The sequence below is a fragment of the Enterococcus sp. FDAARGOS_375 genome (genome assembly GCF_002393265.1).
GTDB lineage: Bacteria > Bacillota > Bacilli > Lactobacillales > Enterococcaceae > Enterococcus_D > Enterococcus_D innesii.
In genome coordinates this window covers 2,480,679-2,501,195 of the sequence record NZ_CP023515.1, presented here as the reverse complement: position 1 = coordinate 2,501,195, position 20,517 = coordinate 2,480,679, and the positions used below count along the sequence as shown (strand labels likewise).

General features: G+C 42.9%; 18 protein-coding genes. 8 read left to right on the top strand and 10 right to left on the bottom strand.

Features of this window, described 5'->3' with window-relative positions; genetic code table 11:
- Positions 1–95: 95 nt before the first annotated feature.
- The 8 genes from CO692_RS13205 to tuf all read right to left on the bottom strand — a co-directional run bounded on the left by CO692_RS13205 (position 96) and on the right by tuf (position 9,473).
- Positions 96–959, bottom strand: coding sequence for a S1 RNA-binding domain-containing protein (locus tag CO692_RS13205; protein ID WP_096742417.1), 864 nt, complete (start codon positions 957–959; stop codon positions 96–98).
- Positions 960–993: 34 nt separating this feature from the next.
- Complete coding sequence (locus tag CO692_RS13200) at positions 994–1,311, bottom strand: AzlD domain-containing protein (protein WP_096742416.1); 318 nt, start codon at positions 1,309–1,311, stop codon at positions 994–996.
- Positions 1,304–2,011: an AzlC family ABC transporter permease gene (locus tag CO692_RS13195; RefSeq protein WP_096742415.1), complete on the bottom strand. Its 708-nt coding sequence runs from the start codon at positions 2,009–2,011 to the stop codon at positions 1,304–1,306. The genes CO692_RS13200 and CO692_RS13195 overlap by 8 nt, the downstream gene beginning before the upstream one ends.
- A 119-nt stretch (positions 2,012–2,130) precedes the next feature.
- Entirely contained in the window at positions 2,131–4,008 is a 1,878-nt protein-coding gene (locus CO692_RS13190) for a cell division site-positioning protein MapZ family protein (RefSeq protein WP_096742414.1), read from the bottom strand.
- A gap of 309 nt (positions 4,009–4,317) precedes the next feature.
- On the bottom strand, positions 4,318–5,424 hold the full coding sequence (rpoD, locus tag CO692_RS13185) for an RNA polymerase sigma factor RpoD (RefSeq protein ID WP_005229298.1): 1,107 nt from the start codon (positions 5,422–5,424) through the stop codon (positions 4,318–4,320).
- A gap of 23 nt (positions 5,425–5,447) precedes the next feature.
- Positions 5,448–7,283, bottom strand: a complete 1,836-nt coding sequence (gene dnaG, locus CO692_RS13180; RefSeq protein ID WP_096742413.1) for a DNA primase — start codon at positions 7,281–7,283, stop codon at positions 5,448–5,450.
- Between the two features lie 157 nt (positions 7,284–7,440).
- On the bottom strand, positions 7,441–8,070 hold the full coding sequence (locus CO692_RS13175; protein ID WP_096742412.1) for a lysozyme family protein: 630 nt from the start codon (positions 8,068–8,070) through the stop codon (positions 7,441–7,443).
- Positions 8,071–8,285: 215 nt separating this feature from the next.
- A complete protein-coding gene (gene tuf / locus CO692_RS13170) occupies positions 8,286–9,473 on the bottom strand; it encodes an elongation factor Tu (RefSeq protein WP_005237121.1) in 1,188 nt (395 codons plus the stop codon).
- A gap of 246 nt (positions 9,474–9,719) precedes the next feature.
- On the opposite strand from tuf, the gene CO692_RS13165 reads away from it, so the two are divergent.
- On the top strand, positions 9,720–10,079 hold the full coding sequence (locus CO692_RS13165) for a YxeA family protein (protein ID WP_081118796.1): 360 nt from the start codon (positions 9,720–9,722) through the stop codon (positions 10,077–10,079).
- A 125-nt stretch (positions 10,080–10,204) separates the two neighbouring features.
- Here the strand turns inward: CO692_RS13165 and CO692_RS13160 are convergent, their stop codons facing one another.
- The gene (locus CO692_RS13160) at positions 10,205–11,209 is read right to left on the bottom strand and encodes a nucleoid-associated protein (RefSeq protein ID WP_096742411.1); all 1,005 of its coding nucleotides are present in this window, start codon (positions 11,207–11,209) and stop codon (positions 10,205–10,207) included.
- 162 nt (positions 11,210–11,371) lie between these two features.
- Here CO692_RS13160 and CO692_RS13155 point away from each other — a divergent pair, with 162 nt between their 5' ends.
- The 3 genes from CO692_RS13155 to CO692_RS13145 all read left to right on the top strand — a co-directional run bounded on the left by CO692_RS13155 (position 11,372) and on the right by CO692_RS13145 (position 13,349).
- Positions 11,372–12,217: an aldo/keto reductase gene (locus CO692_RS13155; RefSeq protein ID WP_005229282.1), complete on the top strand. Its 846-nt coding sequence runs from the start codon at positions 11,372–11,374 to the stop codon at positions 12,215–12,217.
- 25 nt (positions 12,218–12,242) lie between these two features.
- Complete coding sequence (locus CO692_RS13150; protein WP_096742410.1) at positions 12,243–12,524, top strand: hypothetical protein; 282 nt, start codon at positions 12,243–12,245, stop codon at positions 12,522–12,524.
- A 114-nt stretch (positions 12,525–12,638) separates the two neighbouring features.
- Positions 12,639–13,349, top strand: a complete 711-nt coding sequence (locus CO692_RS13145; protein ID WP_096742409.1) for a hypothetical protein — start codon at positions 12,639–12,641, stop codon at positions 13,347–13,349.
- Positions 13,350–13,387: 38 nt separating this feature from the next.
- On the opposite strand, the gene CO692_RS13140 is transcribed toward CO692_RS13145, so the two are convergent.
- Positions 13,388–15,862, bottom strand: coding sequence for a hydroxymethylglutaryl-CoA reductase, degradative (locus CO692_RS13140; protein ID WP_096742408.1), 2,475 nt, complete (start codon positions 15,860–15,862; stop codon positions 13,388–13,390).
- A 192-nt stretch (positions 15,863–16,054) separates the two neighbouring features.
- Between CO692_RS13140 and CO692_RS13135 the strand changes: the two genes are divergently transcribed.
- The 4 genes from CO692_RS13135 to CO692_RS13115 all read left to right on the top strand — a co-directional run bounded on the left by CO692_RS13135 (position 16,055) and on the right by CO692_RS13115 (position 20,448).
- Positions 16,055–17,215 (top strand): hydroxymethylglutaryl-CoA synthase, encoded by a 1,161-nt coding sequence (locus CO692_RS13135; RefSeq protein WP_096742407.1) that lies wholly within the window; start codon positions 16,055–16,057, stop codon positions 17,213–17,215.
- 499 nt (positions 17,216–17,714) lie between these two features.
- Positions 17,715–18,692, top strand: coding sequence for an ABC transporter substrate-binding protein (locus CO692_RS13125; RefSeq protein ID WP_060792353.1), 978 nt, complete (start codon positions 17,715–17,717; stop codon positions 18,690–18,692).
- Between the two features lie 29 nt (positions 18,693–18,721).
- Positions 18,722–19,642 (top strand): ABC transporter permease, encoded by a 921-nt coding sequence (locus CO692_RS13120; protein ID WP_005229245.1) that lies wholly within the window; start codon positions 18,722–18,724, stop codon positions 19,640–19,642.
- Positions 19,642–20,448: an ABC transporter ATP-binding protein gene (locus CO692_RS13115; protein WP_005237149.1), complete on the top strand. Its 807-nt coding sequence runs from the start codon at positions 19,642–19,644 to the stop codon at positions 20,446–20,448. Before CO692_RS13120 ends, CO692_RS13115 begins: the two co-directional genes overlap by 1 nt.
- Positions 20,449–20,517: the final 69 nt, after the last annotated feature.

Genomic DNA, 20,517 nt, shown 5'->3' with positions numbered 1-20,517 from the left:
GCCGTTAATTTATAACGATTCTAATCTGAGTGAGAATCACTCAAGACAAACATTGTAATCATTATAAATTAGAACGATAAAAGAAACAAGTATTCTCAATTAGGTTTTTTGATAAGAATCGTAAAGCCGTCTTTTTGCTCAATCAAACGCTGTTTCATTAAGGTTCCTAATGCCCGTTTAAATTGGCCTTTACTAATACCAAATGTTTGTAAAATCTCTTCCGGTGCTGATTTGTCGGTGAAAGGAATTTTGTTCTCAGGTGCTCGTTCTAAAAAGGTTAGAACCATGGCGGCATCATTTGAGATCGCTTCGTGGGCTCTTGGTTTCAATGAAAGGTTCAAGACACCATCTGGACGAATCCCAATCACTCGCCCTTTGACCACTTCCCCAAGGCGCGGCTCTTGATACCGTTCTGATGGATGGACGAAGCCAATATAAAAATCATCCGTCAGCAAGTAAGTACCCGCTAACTTCAAACGGTACACGGTACCTGTAACATCTTGATTCTTCATTTGCTCCGTACCATTTTTGCTCAATGCCTTAAAAATTTTCTCATCTGCTAATGAAGCCCAAATACGCTCTTTGTCATCGACCCGCAAGCTGACCATCAAGCGGTCCCCTTTTTTAGGCCAAAGTTCCCGCATCGTTGGCAATTCATCTAATGAAACCACCATATCTTTGTCTTTTAAACCGATATCGACGAAGACACCTAGATCGCGACGGCTTCCTGTGACTGTACCAAAGGCATAATTCCCTTTGCGGCTTTTTGGAATGTTCGTAGTGAGCACATTTTCTTGCTTTTGATTTTGATAGCCAAACCCTTCGACTGCTTCACCTAAATGATGCTCGCCTTCTTCCTTGGCTAGTCGGAAGGTAACCCCGCCTTTTTGAACAAAATAATTTTGTTCATTTTCATCAATGATCAATCCGCTAAATACGGATGCTAATAAGTCTTTCATCTATTCTCTCCTTCTTCATAAAAACTGCCCGTTGCTATAAAAAGAAACGCAGCAGTGCCATAGCAATAACGCCTGTAAGAACGATCTTCATCAAATCTTTGGTATAATACCCCACCAACAATGCTGGGATACAGGCAACAGCTTCTTTGACTTTCAAGAGGGGAAATTGCCCTTCACGAAAGATCAACAAATTTTGCACCAACAATGCCGCCAAAATACACAAAGGTAAGTAACTCAAAAAGATGGTGAAGGACTCCGGAAAGACCAGCTTTTTAGAAAATAAAAAAGGAACGATCCGCGGAATCCATGTAACCAACCCACATGCTAGCATTAGTATAACAAAATTAGTCATGATGTGTCACCGTCCCAACCAAACAACCTGCCAAGGTCGCCGCAATTACCGCAATCTCAGCTGTCGAAAAACGCATAAATAAAATCAATGTCCCCACAACTGCCCCTAGTACTAAGAGGGTTTGCTGGGTTTTCTTCTTAAGCGGTCGCTCTACTTGAAATAAAAAAAGACCAACAAACATGGCTACCAAGGCAAAATCTAAGCCTAACGCTTCCGGATCTGGAATAAACGAGCCTAATAATCCGCCTAAGAAGGTTGCGAAGATCCAACTCAAATAAGCCATCACGTTCAACCCGTGGGTCCATTTCGCTGTGATTGGTTTGTCTTGTTGCAGTGCTGTCGTCAAAACACCATAAGATTCATCGGTCAAAAGCGTCCCAATCCCAATAGCAGAAAGCAAAGGTGTCTTTTTAAAATAGGAAGCTACTGACAAGCTCATTAAAAAGTGTCGTAAATTAACTAAAAAAACTGTTGCGACGATCGTCATGAAGGGTGCTTGAATCGCTAGTAACGCGCAAATGATAAATTGGGCACTGCCAGCATAGACAATAATAGACATTAAAATAATTTCTAAAATAGACAACCCAACGCCTTTTCCCACAACCCCCAGCGCAAAACCAATGCCCAGATACCCAAGAATCGTTGGTATACAAGCAATGACTCCATCTTCAAAACGATCATATCTTTCCATTTTCTGCACAAAAAACCCCTCCTTGTTTGAACGATTATCTTTCATCATATCGAAAACAGGGAGGGGAAACAAGAGTTTTTCACATGTGCATGTAATTACTCTGAAAGTTTGCTAGTGACTCAGGGGATTTAGCGAACGGTGTGATCGTTCCCATTGCCTCTGAAATAGCCGGTTTTGGCGTTTACCGTAAATAAGTATAGTGGGAAGGCTGAATCGTCCGTTCCTTTGAGCAAGCTACCTTGGGCATTTGTCGCATAAAAATTGTAATAGCCTTCACCATTGACGATTCGTACACGTTCAAAAGTATAGCCGCCTTCCACCACATAACCACGGGCAATCGCTGTGGCGATGATTTTTTCTTGGACGCCATCCGCCCACACCCAAGCACTATTGTTCACATCATCCAAATCACTTTGACGAGCTGGAATGATTGGTTGATTGTTAGTATTTGTTGGCGTATTTGGCGAAAGGACATACTCTTCTTCAGAAGTACTTTGCGCTGGTGCCGCAGCGCTTGAAGAACCACCGCTTGAAGCTGAAGAGTTGTTCTCAGAAGCTGCTGCTTGTTCGGCTTGTTGTTGCGCCGCTGCTTGTTGAGTAGCTGTTTCACGCTTCGTCAAGGCAGTATCGACTTTACGCAGTTCAGTCGTAAGACTTTCCACCAATGAATCGATTGACAAAGCTTGGACTTTTTTCATTAAAGCATTGTAGTTCTCGCGGGTGACACTTGCCGGAGCTTCCCCATCACCACTTAAAGCCACCATGCTCTTCACTGCATTTTGAACTTCCTCGATCGCGCTGAACTCTTTTTGTCCCATGTCGATGGCTTGATTGATCAACTCATCAAAGGCATCCCCGTTCTCACGCTTCGACATTGTGACAGCAGCAGCTTCTTTCAAGGGGACTTCTTCCAACTGATCTCCCACAACGGCAGGACTGCTGAAATAGCTGTTGATCTCTGTTAAAGCCGCTAGTTTGTCAGCGATCGTCTCTGCTTCTTGCGACAAGGCATCGTATCGTTCGTGGTCTTGAAAATCTGCCAACTGATTCGTCACAGCCGCCAACTGTTCTGCTGTTTTGTCGCTTTTAATGAACACACGCTCATCATCTGTATAAAAATCATTCAGCTCATTTTCGATCTGATCTAACGTGCGGTTCTCTTGCGCCAGTTGCGTTTGTCGGGCAGTTTCTTGTTGCTGTTGTTGATAGTAATACGCCCAACCACCACCTGCTGCCACTAATAGACAAGCCACTGTAATGTAGAGTGCTTTACGAGGGCTCTTCTTGTTTTCGGTAGAAACAGGTGTTTTTTCTTCAGCAGTCGCCTTTTGCGGTGTTTCCTCCGCTACGGTGACTGGTTCAGGAATTGGATCGATGACTGGCTCTGGCTGCTTCCCAGCTTCTTCAATAACTGGCTCCATCACTGCTTCCTCTTCACTTGCCGGCAGAGATTCCTCGCTGGCTTGCACCTGACTTTCCGCTTCAGCAGAGGACAGATCAACAGCGGCTTCTTCTGCTTCCAAAGCTGCAGCTGCCTTGGCTTCTTCATCAAGTTTGTGCTGCCGGATATAAGCAGCCAAAATCTCAGAGTCATGCTGATCATCCGTATTTAATGCATCGGTCTCATTTACTTCTTCGCTGGCTGATGTTGCTTGGTCTTCTTTAGACCCAGAGTTTTCCGCCGTTTCTGGTTCTTTTTTGGACTCTGATTCAAGTGCTACTTTTTGCTCATCGGGAAGGGCCTCCTGCTGCGCAAGGTCGATCGTTTCTTCATTCAAGGACGGCCGATCACCTAAATGCTCCTCCATTTTTCCGATCGGAACATTTTTAAAGTCAGACCAGCGAATATCATCGTTTTTATTTTGTAGCTCTTCTGGCGTAACGGAAGAGTCAGATGCTGGTTCCTGTTGGTTCTCCTTTGCTTGCTTCCATTGAAACCCGCAATTGGGACAAACGGATGTTTCTTCTATTGCTTGAAATCCACATTCAGGACATGTCTTCTTCATTGATTCAAACTGACTCCTTTTGTTTTTTGCAATTCCTTTTTATGGAGCAGTAACCTACCAGATCAAACGCTTGATGCGCCCACTGCTCCCTATTTCAAAGACCGACAAATAATAGGTCTTTTTCGCATTTCTTTTTAATTACTCAATTATGCAGATGCACAAAATTAAATTTATCACATTCTAAGCAATTAGCCAACACTTGCTTGGTTACGTTTTTATTAAGTTCTTTACTGATCCTGTGAAGAGATGACAGAACGAGAACAAAAAAGACTTTCCAAAGAGGACCTTTGGAAAGTCGATAAACCTTGATTATTCTAAGAAATCTTTCAATTGTTTTGAACGAGATGGATGGCGTAGTTTCCGTAACGCTTTTGCTTCGATCTGACGAATCCGTTCTCTCGTTACCCCAAAGACTTTGCCGACTTCTTCTAATGTCCGAGTACGACCATCATCGATTCCGAAACGCAAGCGTAGCACGTTTTCTTCACGGTCAGTCAACGTATCCAGTACATCTTCTAATTGTTCTTTCAAAAGCTCATAAGCCGCATGCTCTGCTGGACTTGTGGCATCTTGGTCTTCAATAAAATCACCTAGATGAGAATCATCTTCTTCACCGATCGGTGTTTCTAATGAAACAGGTTCTTGAGCGATCTTCAAGATTTCACGAACTTTTTCCGTCGGCAGATCCATTTCTGCACCGATTTCTTCCGGTGTCGGTTCGCGTCCTAAGTCTTGCAATAATTGCCGTTGGATACGAATCAATTTGTTGATGGTTTCTACCATATGCACTGGGATCCGAATGGTGCGGGCTTGGTCAGCGATGGCACGGGTGATTGCTTGACGGATCCACCAGGTCGCATACGTCGAGAATTTGAACCCTTTGCGGTAGTCGAATTTCTCAACGGCTTTCATCAAACCCATGTTTCCTTCTTGGATCAAATCAAGGAATTGCATTCCTCGACCTACATAACGTTTGGCAATACTAACGACCAAACGTAGGTTGGCTTCTGCCAAACGCTGTTTTGCTTCTTGGTCGCCTTCTTCGATTTTCAGTGCAAGAGCCACTTCTTCTTCTGCGGTCAATAGTGGCACCCGACCGATTTCTTTCAAGTACATCCGAACGGGATCATTGATTTTCACACCAGTCGGTGCAGACAGATCTTCTTGAGGTTGGGTTTCTTGTCGTTTTTCATTACTCTTTAAACTATGGACTGAAGGCTCTCCGTTTTCATCCACGACACTGATGCCTGAATCCTCCAGTTTTTGAATTAGTTTGTCCATTGCATCAGCATCCAAAGTATACGGCGTTGCTAAACGATTCGTAATGTCATCGTAAACAACTTGCCCCTTTGTTTTGTTTTCTCGGATGTATTCGGCAACTGCTTTGTCATACGTTTTTTTTGTTTCTTCTGCCATGAAAGAAAGCCCCTTTCAGTTCGCTATTTAGCTTGTTTCAACCGTTTGGTCAAATCAATGATTTCGATCGCTAGTTCAAGTTCTAATTGCTGGTTTCCTTTTTGTCTTGCTTCTTGCTGCTGGATTCGTTTTTGATTGATTTCTTCAGCAATGCCCGACTTTTGAAAGACCTGCAGAATGTCCTGAAATTCTTGTTCAGTCCCTTCCTCAGAAGCTTTAAGATCTGCAATATCGATCACCATTTTTTTCATTGAATCTTCTTTTAAAAAATCTAAGAACTTTGCTAAAACAAAGTGTTCTTCTGTTTCCATATACGCATCAAACAGCAGATAAAGCTGTTGGTAACGATCATGGATAAAGGATATGCCACTCGCTCGAAAGCGATGATTTAATGTACTGTCATGAAACAAACGGTACAATAATAATTCTTGTGCTTTTTCTACCTGTGTTTTGGGCTGCTGCCGCGTTGGCGGCGTAAAGACCACAGGATTATCTGCTGGCGGTGGTGGCGCTGCATCTTGCATCGGCCGCTGTTCTTGCCGATTTTGCTTGAGTTGCTGCTGCAGGGTTTCACGACTCAAATTGAACTCTGTAGACAGCTGGGTCAAATAACGGTCTTGCTCCAACAAAGAATCCACACGCTGCAATTCATTTAACACAACTTGGACATAGTCCAATTGTTCTTTCTCATTGGCTAAATTTCGATTCGTCCGATGATAATCCATTTTGAATGCAAAAACCGTTTCTTTGCCGTGGACAGCTAATTTATAAAAAGCTTCTGTCCCATATTTGCGCAAATACTCATCTGGGTCCATCCGTTCCGGTACTCGAACCACCGATAGTTTCAAACGGCTATTGTTTTGCAAAAGATCGATCCCACGGTTCGTTGCTTCAACCCCTGCACTATCTCCATCGTAACAAAGAATCACTTCTTGTGCCACTCGTTCGATATGGGCGATCTGCTGATTGGTTAAGCTGGTCCCCATTGAGGCGATCCCATTTTCGATTCCTGCCTGCCAAGCGGCGATCACATCCATAAATCCTTCAAATAAATACACTTGGCCATCTTTGCGCATCGCACGGCGTGCTTTGTCAAAGTTGAAGAGAACCTCGCGCTTGTTGAAAAGGATCGTTTCAGGACTATTTAAATATTTCGGCTGGTCTTGATCACCAACTTTTTCGCTTGCCAGCCAACGACCAGAAAAACCAATCGTTTTTCCTTGAGGATTACGAATCGGAAACATGATTCGTTGGTAAAAGCGATCCGCCAATGAACCATCGTTTCGTTGAACAAAGAGCCCTGTATCAGGAAAAAATTCAGCTTTGGCTTGTTCATTCAAAAAGACTTTCTCCAAAAACGAGCGTTCGTTCGGCGCAAAACCAATATTGAATTCTTCAATCAATGCCATCGTCAATCCGCGATCCAACAAATAATCAAGCGCTTCTTGTCCAGCAGCCGTATTCACCAACATGTGATGATAGACCTCGGCGGCTTTTTCATGCAGCGCAATCAGTTGACTCGTTTGTGAGGTCGCCTCATTGATACCTTCTGACTGTTGATATTGCGGATCAAGAGGAATATCGTTCATTTCTGCTACTTTGACGACTGCTTCAGGAAAACTGATGCCATCAAGCTCTTGTAAAAAACCGTAAACATTTCCCCCACGACCACAACCAAAACAATGAAAAATTTGTTTGTCTTCTGCAACGGAAAAAGAAGGTGATTTTTCATTATGAAAGGGACACAAACCAAAATAATTCTTTCCGGATTTCTTTAACTGGACATACTGTCCCACGATATCAACAATATTGCTGCGTTCGCGAATATCGTCAATGATCGTTTGAGGAATTCGTGCCATCCACTCACCTCCATTTGGTAAGTATTCATCGTTTACTAGGTAAAAAAACGCACTAATAGGTATCAGTGCGAAGAATAATTAGACAGAATCACTCATAATGATTTTACCATATTCTATTTGTATTTCAAGCTTTTTTGCTTGCGTTGTTTCTTGACGATCAAGAAAAAAACCGCGCCGTAACGTCGATTTTCCACCGGTTCATTTTTATTAGATCCGCATAGAACATATTGCCGCCATTGTGATACAAATGACCGCCATTATAAAAGACCGATTGGATGCCCCAATAACGATAGGTTTGTTCTGTATCATTGCCTAACAACGGGGATAAAACCTCTCTGGAGTATGTTTCAGCTAATTCTAAGGTGTTCACGCCACCCCGTTCAGCGACATAATCAATATAATCTGTCCCAAAATTATAAGCCTGGACTGCGGTCCAAAGATCACAATTCATTTGCTCTGCTTTTTCGATCAACTCGGCTAAATAAGAAACCCCTTGTTCGATGCTTTGTTCTGGCGTATCAAATTGATTTTGTTTTCCATATACACTTTCAGAACTTTGCATCGGGTCATTGCCTTGTCCTTTTGACTCCGTCAGCATGATACTCATTGCTAAAGACTGATATTCAGAGATGTCGTGGGCTTGTGTCTGCTGTGCGATTTCCTCTTCATACGCATAGACAGCTTTCAATGCCGTGTAATTCCGATAGCCCCAAACCCCTGCTCCGATCAGCAGCAGCAAGAGCACAATCTTCAGTACAAATCCTAGGAAACGTCGAATTTTTCTCATCAAATACATCCCATCTTTTCTAAGTCAGAATCTATCGTACTATGAAATGAACAGGCTGACTAGAATTTTTTCTCTCCTAAAAAATCCTTAATAAAATCACAAGATTATTTAGAAAAAAACAAGCAATCCTAAGCTGATGGAGGGATTGTTGATGGTTTGACATGAAAAAGGAAACAGTGCTCCTTCAGATAAAGGAAGCACTGTTTCACTGATTTTTATTTTTCGATCGTGGTCACGATACCAGAACCAACTGTTCGTCCACCTTCTCGAATGGAGAAGGTCGTTCCATTTTCCACAGCGATTGGATGGATCAATTCCACATCGATCGTTACGTTGTCACCAGGCATAACCATTTCCGTTCCTTCTGGTAAAACGATATTCCCAGTTACGTCGGTTGTACGGAAGTAAAATTGTGGGCGATAGTTATTAAAGAATGGGGTATGGCGACCGCCTTCTTCCTTTGTCAACACATAGACTTCTGCTTGGAATTTCGTATGTGGTGTGATGGAACCTGGTTTTGCTAACACTTGTCCCCGTTCAATTTCATCACGGGTGATTCCCCGTAATAATACCCCTACATTATCACCAGCTTCGCCAAAGTCCATCGTTTTACGGAACATTTCTACTCCTGTTACGACTGCTTTTTGTGTTTCAGGTTTGATTCCGACGATTTCTACTTCATCACCGACTTTTACTGTTCCGCGATCGATCCGACCAGAAGCAACGGTTCCCCGTCCAGTAATTGAAAAGACATCTTCGATTGGCAACAATAATGGTTTGTCAGTATCTCGTTCAGGTGTTGGGATATATTCATCTACCGTATCCATCAGCGTTAAGATCGCTGCTTCTGCTTCTGGATCACCTTCCAAGGCTTTTAAAGCAGAGCCTTTGATCACAGGAATGTCATCACCTGGAAAATCATATTCAGTCAGCAATTCTCTGACTTCCATTTCAACTAAATCGATCAACTCATCATCATCGACAAGGTCCGTTTTATTCAAAAAGACGATCAAATGTTTCACACCTACTTGACGAGAAAGCAAAATATGTTCCCGTGTTTGTGGCATTGGGCCATCTGTCGCTGATACGACCAAGATTGCGCCGTCCATTTGGGCAGCCCCTGTAATCATATTTTTCACATAGTCCGCATGTCCTGGTGCATCGATATGGGCATAGTGCCGTTTTTCTGTTTCATATTCTACATGGGCAGTATTGATAGTGATACCACGTTCGCGTTCCTCAGGAGCCGCGTCGATACTTGCGTAATCTTGCGGATTGGCAAGCCCTTTTTTCCCAAGAACTGTGGTAATAGCAGCAGTCAAGGTTGTTTTCCCATGGTCAACGTGTCCAATTGTTCCGATGTTGACATGGGGTTTGCTACGATCATAATGTTGTTTTGCCATATTGTTTCCCTCCTAGAGAAAGTTGAGTCGCTGTTTGACTCGAATCATATTTTTGCGATTTACGCTTCCAAATTCATAAGCCTCAACTTATTTTTTGTAAGTTTAAATCTACTCTTATTATAGGTCAAAATTAGTCAAAGTCAAGTCAGAGGTCTCAGCTCCCAATCCCTAAGAATTTCTTTGCTTTTTAGCGATCTATTGGACGTAGGACAATTTTTATGAATAATAGAAGATGAGGTGAGAGATGTGAAGAAAATCATGGCAGCGCTGGTTTTTACAGCAATTTTCCTTGGGGGCTGTTTTGCTACTTATCATTATTACTATGGTGGAAATGACTACTATACAGTCATCACGGATGCCGGCGAGCACGATACAGAAATTAGTGATAACGGGGTTGCCGAAGATGTCTACCGTTACACACAAGACGCTTACAGTTCCTCTGGAGAAGTCAAAAGGGTCAAAATGAATGAGCACCGTTCCGCTCCTTTAAGAGAAGGTGCCTATTTAAAATTATTGGTCAATCCTAATAAAGGTGTTCTGAGCTGGGAAGAAGTTTCTGAAGAAGACGTTCCTAAAGCCGCCCTTGAGAAACTGGCCGCTCAATAATTGCTGATATTGATCAAAGATATCCAGAAAAAAGCAGAGACTCCTCATTTCTTAAAGAGGAATCTCTGCTTTTTTTGTTGTTCTATGTTGTTAGCTCCGTATCATCCCCACAGAAGCCCCTTCTCCTACATCCGATTAATTACTTCTTCTACATTTTTGATCGTTACAGAAATCGTTCCGTCTGGGTTATTGATAAATTCAATCAAATTTGGATCTCGGTAGACATCCAAAGGAACGATCAATTCGATCCCGTTAGATAATTTCAGTTTTTGTTTCCCAAATTTTTTCTCCGAAATCTCACGGACATCCCGCATCATTGGCGCCTGATTGACGAATCCTTTTTCAGCCACTTCTTCTTGAAAAGAAAGCTGAGCGGTAATATTGTCTTTAAAGACTTTTTGCGCTACTTCGCTGACATCGATATGACCAGATTCTTCGATCGTGTCGTAGACCGCTTCTTTTAAATCGGCAACAACGTTATAGGTAGGTGTTTCAAACTTCTGCCCAATTTTTTCCGCCACTTTTTTGATGACTTTGACGTTTTCTTCTAACGAAGGAATCGGTTCGGCATCAATGACTTTCGTTGAAAAGTAAGTATATTTTTCCCCTGAAAAGCTATATTTCTTTTCAATCAGTTCAAAATCTAAGCTCTCCACATCAATTGTGATCCCTTCATCGGCCTTTTGGGTTTTACCTGCTAGTAGGGCACGATGCAAAATCAAATTGTTTTCAATCCCAGCTTCCCCATTATCAATAAAATGCGTATAGCCGTCTTGATAATTGACCTTCAAAAATGCCAACTGCATTCTTGTATCAAATTCATACAAGACGACAAAGGCATCCGCACTTGGTGCATCTTCACTTTCCTTGTAGGCTTCATACCACCGTTGGACGATCGCTTCACTGGCTGCGACAAAATCATCCGGTGCTTGTTTGACCAGTTGAGCGATCGTTGATGTTTCGAGTAAACGCCCTGTTTTGGTTTGAGGTGTTGCAAGTTTCTGTATTTTTTTCGTCAAATAATCACGAATGTATTCCGTTGTTAAATCAAGTTCAACTTGTGAAAAAACCGGATCGCCTGTTTGACGGTCAATAATGTGTAAAATCGCATGTTTCAAATAAATATCCATTGGTTACGCTCCTTATCCATTTGTCTAGTGTACAAAAAAAATAGGCGAACTGACAAGAGTCAAACGTCATTTTTCTTGTTGGACACTTCCTTTTTGAAAGATGCATTCATTGGAAAATCCGTCTTCGTCTGCTAAACTAAAGGTATCACAGAAAACGGAGGAATGAACATGAACAGCTATACGTTATCAAACAATGTGACCATCCCTGAGCTAGGCTTTGGCACATGGCAAACACCAGACGGCGACGTTGCCGTAGCATCAGTCAAAAAAGCACTGGAAGTAGGTTACCGCCATATTGATACAGCACAAGGCTATAAAAATGAAGCCAGTGTTGGTCAAGCGATCAAAGAAAGCGGCATTCCCCGCGAAGAACTTTTCTTGACTACAAAATTGTGGAATGCAAACCATTCCTATGATCTTGTGATGTCTTCTTTTGAAGAGTCCTTAGAAAAACTACAAACAGACTATATCGATCTTTTCTTAATCCATTGGCCAAACCCAGTAGCCTTTCGTGACAACTGGCAAACAGCGAATGCAGAAACATGGCGCGCTTTTGAAGAATTGTATCAAGCAGGCAAAATCAAAGCGATCGGCGTCAGCAACTTCTTACCACATCATTTTGAAGAATTGAAAAAAACAGCGACCATCTTCCCAATGGTCAATCAGATTTTCCTTGCACCTGGCGAGTTACAAGAAGAAGTCGTGACCTATTGCCAAGAACACGATGTATTGCTTGAAGCATATAGCCCATTAGGTACCGGGAAGATATTTGATGTACCAGAAATGAAAGCATTAGCTGAAAAGCATCAAAAATCAATCGCTCAAGTTGCATTACGCTGGTCTTTACAACATGGTTTCTTGCCATTACCAAAATCAGTCACACCAAGTCGGATCGAAGAAAACATCCATGTCTTTGATTTTGAGCTATCTGAAGAAGACATGAAAACGATCGATCAATTAGATGGCGTCGTTGGGAAAGCGACCAATCCAGATACGACAGGGTTTTAATTTTACTCTCTATAAGGAGAAGCCTATGAAGACAACTGATTTGATTCACCTCTCCCCTGCTGTTCAAAAAGCCTTACATGCTGATTTTGTTTTTCTCGTTTGGCCAGACAAAGTCCAACACTTTCCAGCACGTCAATGGACGACCAGCGACTATCAGCAGATGCTGGCTGAGAAACTTACTGGGGAACCACGCTTTTTTCTTTGGGAAAACTACTTAGTCGCAACTGGAGAAAATGACCTTTTGGTCCTGATGCCCAAGTACCATCAAATCAATGATCTAGTAGAAACACCAGCGCCGCTTTTTTAGCAGCGTTGGTGTTTTTTCAGGAAGTATATAATTTTTTTTGTATTTTTTCATGAGAATCACTGTTCTTTTCTGCAAATTTTCCTTATAATCGATAGTGATCGAGAGGAGAAGATTATGAAAAAGAAACAATTAGCAAAATTGAAACAACAATTCCGCCCGTCTTATGAAACAGCTCGACAACAGTTGTTTACAGCGATCGAGCGCAAAACAGCAGATAAGTTCGACCTTCCTACAACTGTTTATATCAATCCTAAAAATCACGAGGAATTATTGATTGAATTGTTGAAGGAAACACCAAAAGAACAAAAAATCGCTGTTCCTTTAGATGAGAACTTCAAAATCGTCGTGAAACGAATCCAACGCTTAGAAGCTGGCTTACTTGATCGTTTCAGCGATAACTTAGTCGATGAAATCGCCGCCTACTGGTTGCCGACCAATACACAAGTAAGTGCGACACCTGCTTCCGCTCCTGTCACAGAAACAGCAGAAGTGAAGGAAGAATCAACACCAACCGAAACGGCTGCACCAACTAAAGAAGTAGAAAAATCAGCGGAATCAACGGCTGATGATTCTGACGAAGCCATGACTTTTTCAGCATTTGCCGAAAAAATCGCAGCATTCCCTAAATTTTCTGCAAAACAATCTTCAGGAGAAACGATCGTAATCGAAGCTTCCCCGAAAGAAGATCGTGTTCTAGCAACAATTTCTGAAACAGAAAGTGATACTTTTACTATCGAAACCGCGCTAGAACGCAAATACAAAGTAAAATTAGAAGTCATCCCATTGATCGAGGCGTATGCCCACACGGCGATTTCTAAACGATAAACAAAAGGTTCTCTAGGAATTTCCCTAGAGAACCTTTTTTAGTTGCGTATTTCTGTTAAAAATTTACGGGCTTGCTCTTGATTCATTTGACTCGCCGCTCGCAGCTTAGCTGCCAGCTGCTCGATCTCGTTTCCTTTTGCCCCAACTGAAATAGCTAATGAACGGGCTTGCATGCTCATATGGCCTTGCTGAATCCCTTCTGAAACCAATGCCCGCAAAGCTGCCAGATTCTGAACCAACCCGACACTTGCCGCCAGCGAAGCTAACTCACTCGCCGTTTCAACACCAGTCAGTGCCAACGCCGCTTGGGCTTTCGGCAATACTTTCGTCGCCCCCCCGACCGTGGCGATCGCCAACGGCAGTGTAATACTGCCGATCAGTCGGTCTTCAGCGATTTTCCAAGAAGTTAAGCCTTGCACCCGACCGTTACGTGCGGCATACCCATGACAAGCAGCGGAAAGTGCGCGGTTATCATTACCGGTAGCCAAAATCAGTGCTTCGACACCATTCATGATCCCTTTGTTATGGGTAGTCGCTCGATACGGATCAATCTTAGCGAAATCAGCAGCATGAACGATTTTTGTTGCGACTTGTCTGCCATTTCCGGTCTTGCTCAGTTTATCAAAAGGTACGGAGCAAGTGGCTGTCACTAACGATTCCGTAGCAAGATTACTTAAAATACTAAAGAGAATTTCTTCTTCTGGGAACCACTTCCGAAAGAGGTCGGCTACTCCTTCTAAAATCGAATTAATGATGTTGGCGCCCATGGCATCTTTGACATCAACCAACAAATCGACTGAGACATAGGCTGTTGCTAATTCAGATTCTGTTGGGGAGAAGTTCCGACCAGTCACTCGTCGCAGTCCTCCGCCGCGTTTTACGATCGAGGGATATGCCTCGTTCGCCACTGAAAAAATCGTCGCTTGCTCTGTATTGACTTTTGCCAAAATGGCATCTGGGTCTTGAACAGCCATAAAGACGATCTGTCCTCGAAGCAAACGTTCTTGGCTAGTTGTTGTAATGGGACCAGCCATTTTGGCACCGTTGCTCATCGCTGCAACCACAGAGGGTTCTTCTGTGGCTAACGGGACATTGTATAACTTGCCATTCACCTGCAGATTCACCCCCACGCCTAAGGGGATTTCCACTTCACTGATCTGGTTTTCGATCAAGTGATTTGCGGTTTCCTTGTCTAATGCCATTTCTTGAAAAACCAAGGATTCGGTTGCCGCGATCGCCCCTTGTGCTTCGAGAAAGGCTAGCCGTTCGTTAGGCGTAAGGGCGTAGAACTTTTTTTTTTCTGTTTTTTCTGATGCTGACTCCTCATGAAAATCAGTTTGACTTGCTGCGACCAAAGGGTTTTCTAACAGCATCGCTAGCCCTAACCCACCACCGACACATAAAGAGGCGATCCCATAGCGCTCTTGGGTGTCTTTTAGCTGATAAGCGACCGTCGTTGCGATCCGAGCGCCAGTCGCGCCAATCGCATGGCCAAGAGAGATGCCCCCGCCGTAACGGTTGACTTTCTTGGGATCCAAACCAAGTTCACGTTCTACTACAATTGAGGAAGCTGCAAAGGCTTCATTGATTTCAAAAATACCGATCTCTTCAATCGACAGTGCTTGCTTTTTCAGCAAAGTATCGATTGCTTTGATTGGTGAGATTCCCATGATCTCTGGAGCAAAGCCAACTTCAACGATCTCTTTGATCACTGCCAGATAAGGAATCTGATGCTCCTCACAGTAGCTTTTTGAGGCGATCAAGACCATGGCAGCCCCATCATTGATGGTTGAGGCATTCCCAGCAGTCACCGTACCGTCCTTTTTGAAAACCGTTTTAAGTTCAGCTAATTTTTCGACCGTCGTAGCGGCGCGAATGCCTTCATCCTGTAAAACGGTCCCTGACTTTTCAGTCAAAGGTACGATCTCTTGCTCAAATTTCTTTTCTGCTTGTGCCTTGGCAGCTTTCATTTGGGAGTGGTAGGCAAATTCATCTTGTTCTTGTCGCGTGATGCCGTATCTTTCTGCAACAGTTTCAGCCGTTAAGCCCATCGGTTTGCTGCTAAAAGCATCCGTTAAGCCATCATGCATCATTGTTGATATTGGGGCTGAATACTGATCTTCTGCCTTGTTATAATAACTGAAAAGCGGCGCATTCGTCATACTTTCAATCCCACCAGTCAAAACGACAGATGCCTTGTTTAACTGAATTTGCTCCATGCCCATTAGAATCGCTTTCATTCCCGAACCGCAAACTTCGTTGATCGTTGAGGCTGGGATATCTGAAGAAAGTCCACTTTGCAGGGAAACTTGACGGCTTGGATTTTGACCACTGCCTGCTTGTAGGACATTTCCGATAATCACTTGTGCGATATGTTCTTTTGCTTGTTGGTTTCTTGCCAACAAGGCTTTTGCAGCAACTGTTCCTAATTCTACTGCTGAATATTCTTTTAATGACCCATGGTATTTGCCAATTGGCGTTCTTAGTGCGTCGATAATGACAACTTCTTCCACGTACGTCACCTCCTCTTGAAATATATCATTAAATCCTCCAAAAAAGAATACCCCACATCAGCTTGCTGCGCCCTTTTCTACTTTCTTTAATAAAGTTTAAATTCTAATCAATTCTTTTTCATTTTTTTCAAAAAATATGATACCTTAGAACGTGTAGCCTACTAAGTACGTAGAACATAAAGGAGCGACGGAATGAACGTTGGTATTGATAAAATAAATTTTTATGTCCCCCCCTATTTTATAGATATGGTTGATCTAGCTCACGCCCGAGAGGTCGACCCAAATAAATTTACGATCGGGATCGGTCAAGATCAAATGGCGGTCAATAAAAAAACACAAGATATCGTCACCTTTGCCATGCATGCGGCAAAAGATATCCTCACAAAAGAAGATTTACAAGCAATTGATATGGTGATCGTCGGCACAGAATCCGGCATCGATGAATCAAAAGCTTCGGCAGTGGTTTTGCATCGCCTATTAGGTATCCAACCATTTGCCCGCTCCTTTGAAATCAAAGAAGCGTGTTATGGCGCAACAGCAGGCTTACAGTTTGCTAAAGCCCACGTACAAGCCAATCCAAAAAGCAAAGTATTGGTGGTGGCTTCAGACATCGCCCGTTATGGCTTAGCTTCCGGTGGAGAGCCAACTCAAGGCGTAGGTGCAGTTGCCATGTTGATCTCTGCAGATCCAGCGATTTTGCAGTTGGATAACGATAACTTGATGTTGACACAAGACATTTATGATTTTTGGCGTCCCGTTGGCCATCAATATCCAATGGTAGATGGCCACTTGTCAAATGCCGTTTATATCGATTCCTTCAAACAAGTTTGGCAAGCCCATTGCGAAAAAAATCAACGTACAGCAAAAGATTACGCTGCATTGAGCTTCCATATTCCTTATACAAAAATGGGAAAAAAAGCCTTATTGGCTGTTTTTGCTGAAGAAGAAGAAACGCAACAAGAACGCCTGATGGCTCGCTATGAGGAATCGATCGTTTACAGCCGTCGTACCGGCAACTTGTATACGGGTTCATTGTACCTAGGCTTGATCTCTTTATTGGAAAATTCCTCCAGCTTGCAAGCCAATGATCGGATAGGACTGTTTAGTTACGGCTCAGGAGCGGTTGCTGAATTTTTCAGCGGCATATTGGTACCTGGCTATGAAAAACAGTTAGCACAAGCGGCCCACCAAGCGTTACTCAATGACCGGCAAAAACTAACGATCGCTGAATACGAAGCGATGTTCAATGAGACCATCGATATTGATCAAGATCAATCCTTTGAGGATGATCTGCTTTACAGTATTCGTGAAATCAAAAATACCATTCGTTATTATAAAGAAGAAAACGAGTGATCCTAAGAAAAACTTTGTTTATTTTCAAGCAAAAAAAGCTTGATAGAACAAAGTTTTTTCTTTTGTTCAATAAAATTGAAACAAATCTGCATTTTCAGTCTTTTTTCAGATTGTTATTCAAATATTTTCAGATAATTCAGGAAAAACATTTGACAGTCTGTTTTTTTTTGTCTATACTAAAATCAATTCAAGTTTGGAGGAACATTTATGTTAAAAACAACCGTATCCCCACAACTGAATATCTTTTACTTTAGCTACTTTAGATAGTTTGTATTCATATCACATTATGGATGCAAACCCCAAAACAAGTTTTGTTTGTATCTATGATGGCTAAAGCATTTTAACTTGAACTTGCAGCCATGTAGAAAATCTTCTAAATGGTTGCCAATATACGTTCACGCTTAGTATAGGATCGAATCCATTTAGACGATTGTCTGAATGGATTTTTTTGTTCAGGTAAACCCCAATAAAAAAAGAAACGTTTATAGGAGGAGTTACAATGAAAATGAAAAAATGGATCACAACTGGGTTACTTACGGCTTCCTTGCTGGCATTAGCAGCTTGTGGCGAATCAAACAATGCTTCGGAGGAAAACGATGGAACAAAAACAGTCGGTGTTTTACAACTCGTGGAACACGGCTCCTTGAATGCCGCCTATGAAGGGTTCAAAGAAGGCTTAGCAGAAGCGGGCTACACAGAAGGTGAAAACCTAACGATTGAATACCAAAATGCGCAAAACAGTCAAGACAATTTAAAAAGTATGAGCGAACGCCTAGTGAATGCCTCACCAGATCTTTTATTAGGCATTGCCACTCCTGCTGCTGTATCTTTAGCAAATGAAACCACCGACACCCCAATCGTAGTTACCGCAGTCACTGACTTAGTTGGAGCGAAATTGGCCGATTCAAATGAAGAACCTGGTCGCAACATCACCGGTACTTCAGACATGGTACCGATTGAGCAACAGATCAACTTGCTGTTAAGCATCGTGCCTGATGCCAAAACGATCGGCATTATGTATAACGCAGGTGAAGCCAATTCAAAAATCCAAGCTGACTTGGCAGAAGAAGCCTTAAAAGCTGCGGGCGTTGATGTAAAAGTATTGACCGCCAATACAACCAATGATGTGCAACAAGTAACCACCAGCCTTGCAAAAGATGTTGACGGCATTTATGTTCCAACAGATAATACCTTTGCCTCTGCTGCTGCAATCGTCGGCGAAGTTGCCAAAGAAACCAAAACACCGATCGTCGCTGGTTCCGTAGAACAAGTCGATGATGGTGCCCTAGCAACTTACGGTATTGATTATAAATCCCTTGGCATTCAAACAGGGAAACTAGCAGCGAAGATTTTGGATGGCGATGCAGAGCCAGCAACGACACCCGTTGAAACAGCGGATAATTTAGAGTTAGTCGTCAACGAAGAGATGGCTGCTGCTTTAGGGATTGACCCTGCCAGCATCACTGCACCAGAATAACCATACTAACTTAGATTTGAGGAAATCATATGAATTTAGTCGACACATTCTTGCTCTTACTACAATCTGCCACCTCTCAAGGGATCCTTTGGGCATTGCTGGCGATTGGTGTATTTTTAACCTTTCGTATTTTAGATATCGCTGATTTAACTGCAGAAGGGAGTTTCCCCTTAGGTGCTGGGATCGCAGCAATCAGTATTACGAATGGTCTCTCGCCTATTTTAGCGAGTCTGATGGGCTTTGGCGGCGGCATGGTAGCCGGCTTAGTATCTGGTCTGCTGCACACAAAACTAAAAATCCCTGCCTTATTGGCGGGGATCATCACGATGACTGGACTGTATTCCATCACAAATCGTGTGATGGGTGCTCCCAACATCGCCTTGCTGGGACAAGACACGGTCTTCACCCAATTTCAAGCTATGGGACTGACCAAAAACAATGCCGTGATTCTTGCAGGCTTTCTCTTCGCGGCAATCGTCATTTTGTGCTTGTTCCTCTTTTTCCGTACAGAGATCGGCTTAGCATTGCGAGCGACGGGCGACAATTTAGCTATGAGCGAGGCCAACGGTATCAACACCGATAACATGAAGATCATCGGTTACATGATCTCTAACGGCTGTATTGCCCTCTCAGGTGCTCTTTTAGCCCAAAACAACGGTTTTGCTGACCTAAACTCCGGAATCGGTACGATCGTCATCGGCTTGGCATCGATCATTATTGCAGAAGTTTTATTTGCCAATAAATCTTTGCTGTTACGGTTGATCACCATCGTGATCGGAGCGATCGTTTATCGCTTTATCCTAGCCGTCGTTTTCGAGTTCAATGTCGAAGCCAATGATATCAAACTGGCATCCGCAATCGTCTTAGTCATCTGCCTCTCGTTACCGCAGCTTCGTTCAAAACTAGGACTTAAAAAGATGCTGCCAAAAACCAAAGGAGGCCAATCCTAATGACTTCAGTCTTAACAATCGAAAATCTACACCAAACCTTTGAAAAAGGAACGATCAATGAGAACCATGTCTTGCGAGGCATTGACCTGACGATGAATGCCGGGGATTTTATTACGATCATCGGTGGCAATGGTGCCGGAAAATCGACCCTTTTAAACAGTATTGCAGGAACGATCCCAACAGAACAAGGAAAAATTACCTTAGATGGAAAAGACATCACCCGTTTATCCGTTACGAAACGTTCAAAGGATATAAGCCGAGTCTTTCAAGATCCACGTATGGGGACAGCCGTTCGTTTGACTGTTGAAGAAAACTTAGCACTGGCTTACAAACGTGGCCAAGTCCGAGGGTTTGCGACAGGCGTCAAAGCGAAAAACCGCGCGTTTTTCCAAGAGAAATTAGCCAGCCTAAACTTAGGCTTAGAAAATCGTCTTTCTGCCGAGATCGGTTTGTTATCAGGCGGACAGCGTCAAGCGATTACCCTCTTGATGGCGACATTGCAACAACCTAAATTGATTTTATTAGATGAACATACCGCTGCCCTAGATCCAAAAACCTCGTTGACTGTCATGGCATTGACCGATCAATTGATTCGTTCACAACAGTTGACGGCCTTTATGGTTACTCATGATATGGAAGATGCCATTCGCTATGGCAATCGCCTGATCATGCTTCATCAAGGCAAGATCGTCGTGGACATTGCCGGTGAGCAAAAGCAACATTTAACCGTCCCTGAATTGATGGAAATGTTCCATCAAAATAGCGGTGCTGAATTAAAAGATGACCAACTGCTCCTACGCTCTTAACAAGCAAAAAGACACGTAGAAAGGAATCCCCTTCTACGTGTCTTTTTTTGATTTTTCCAAGTGATTTGC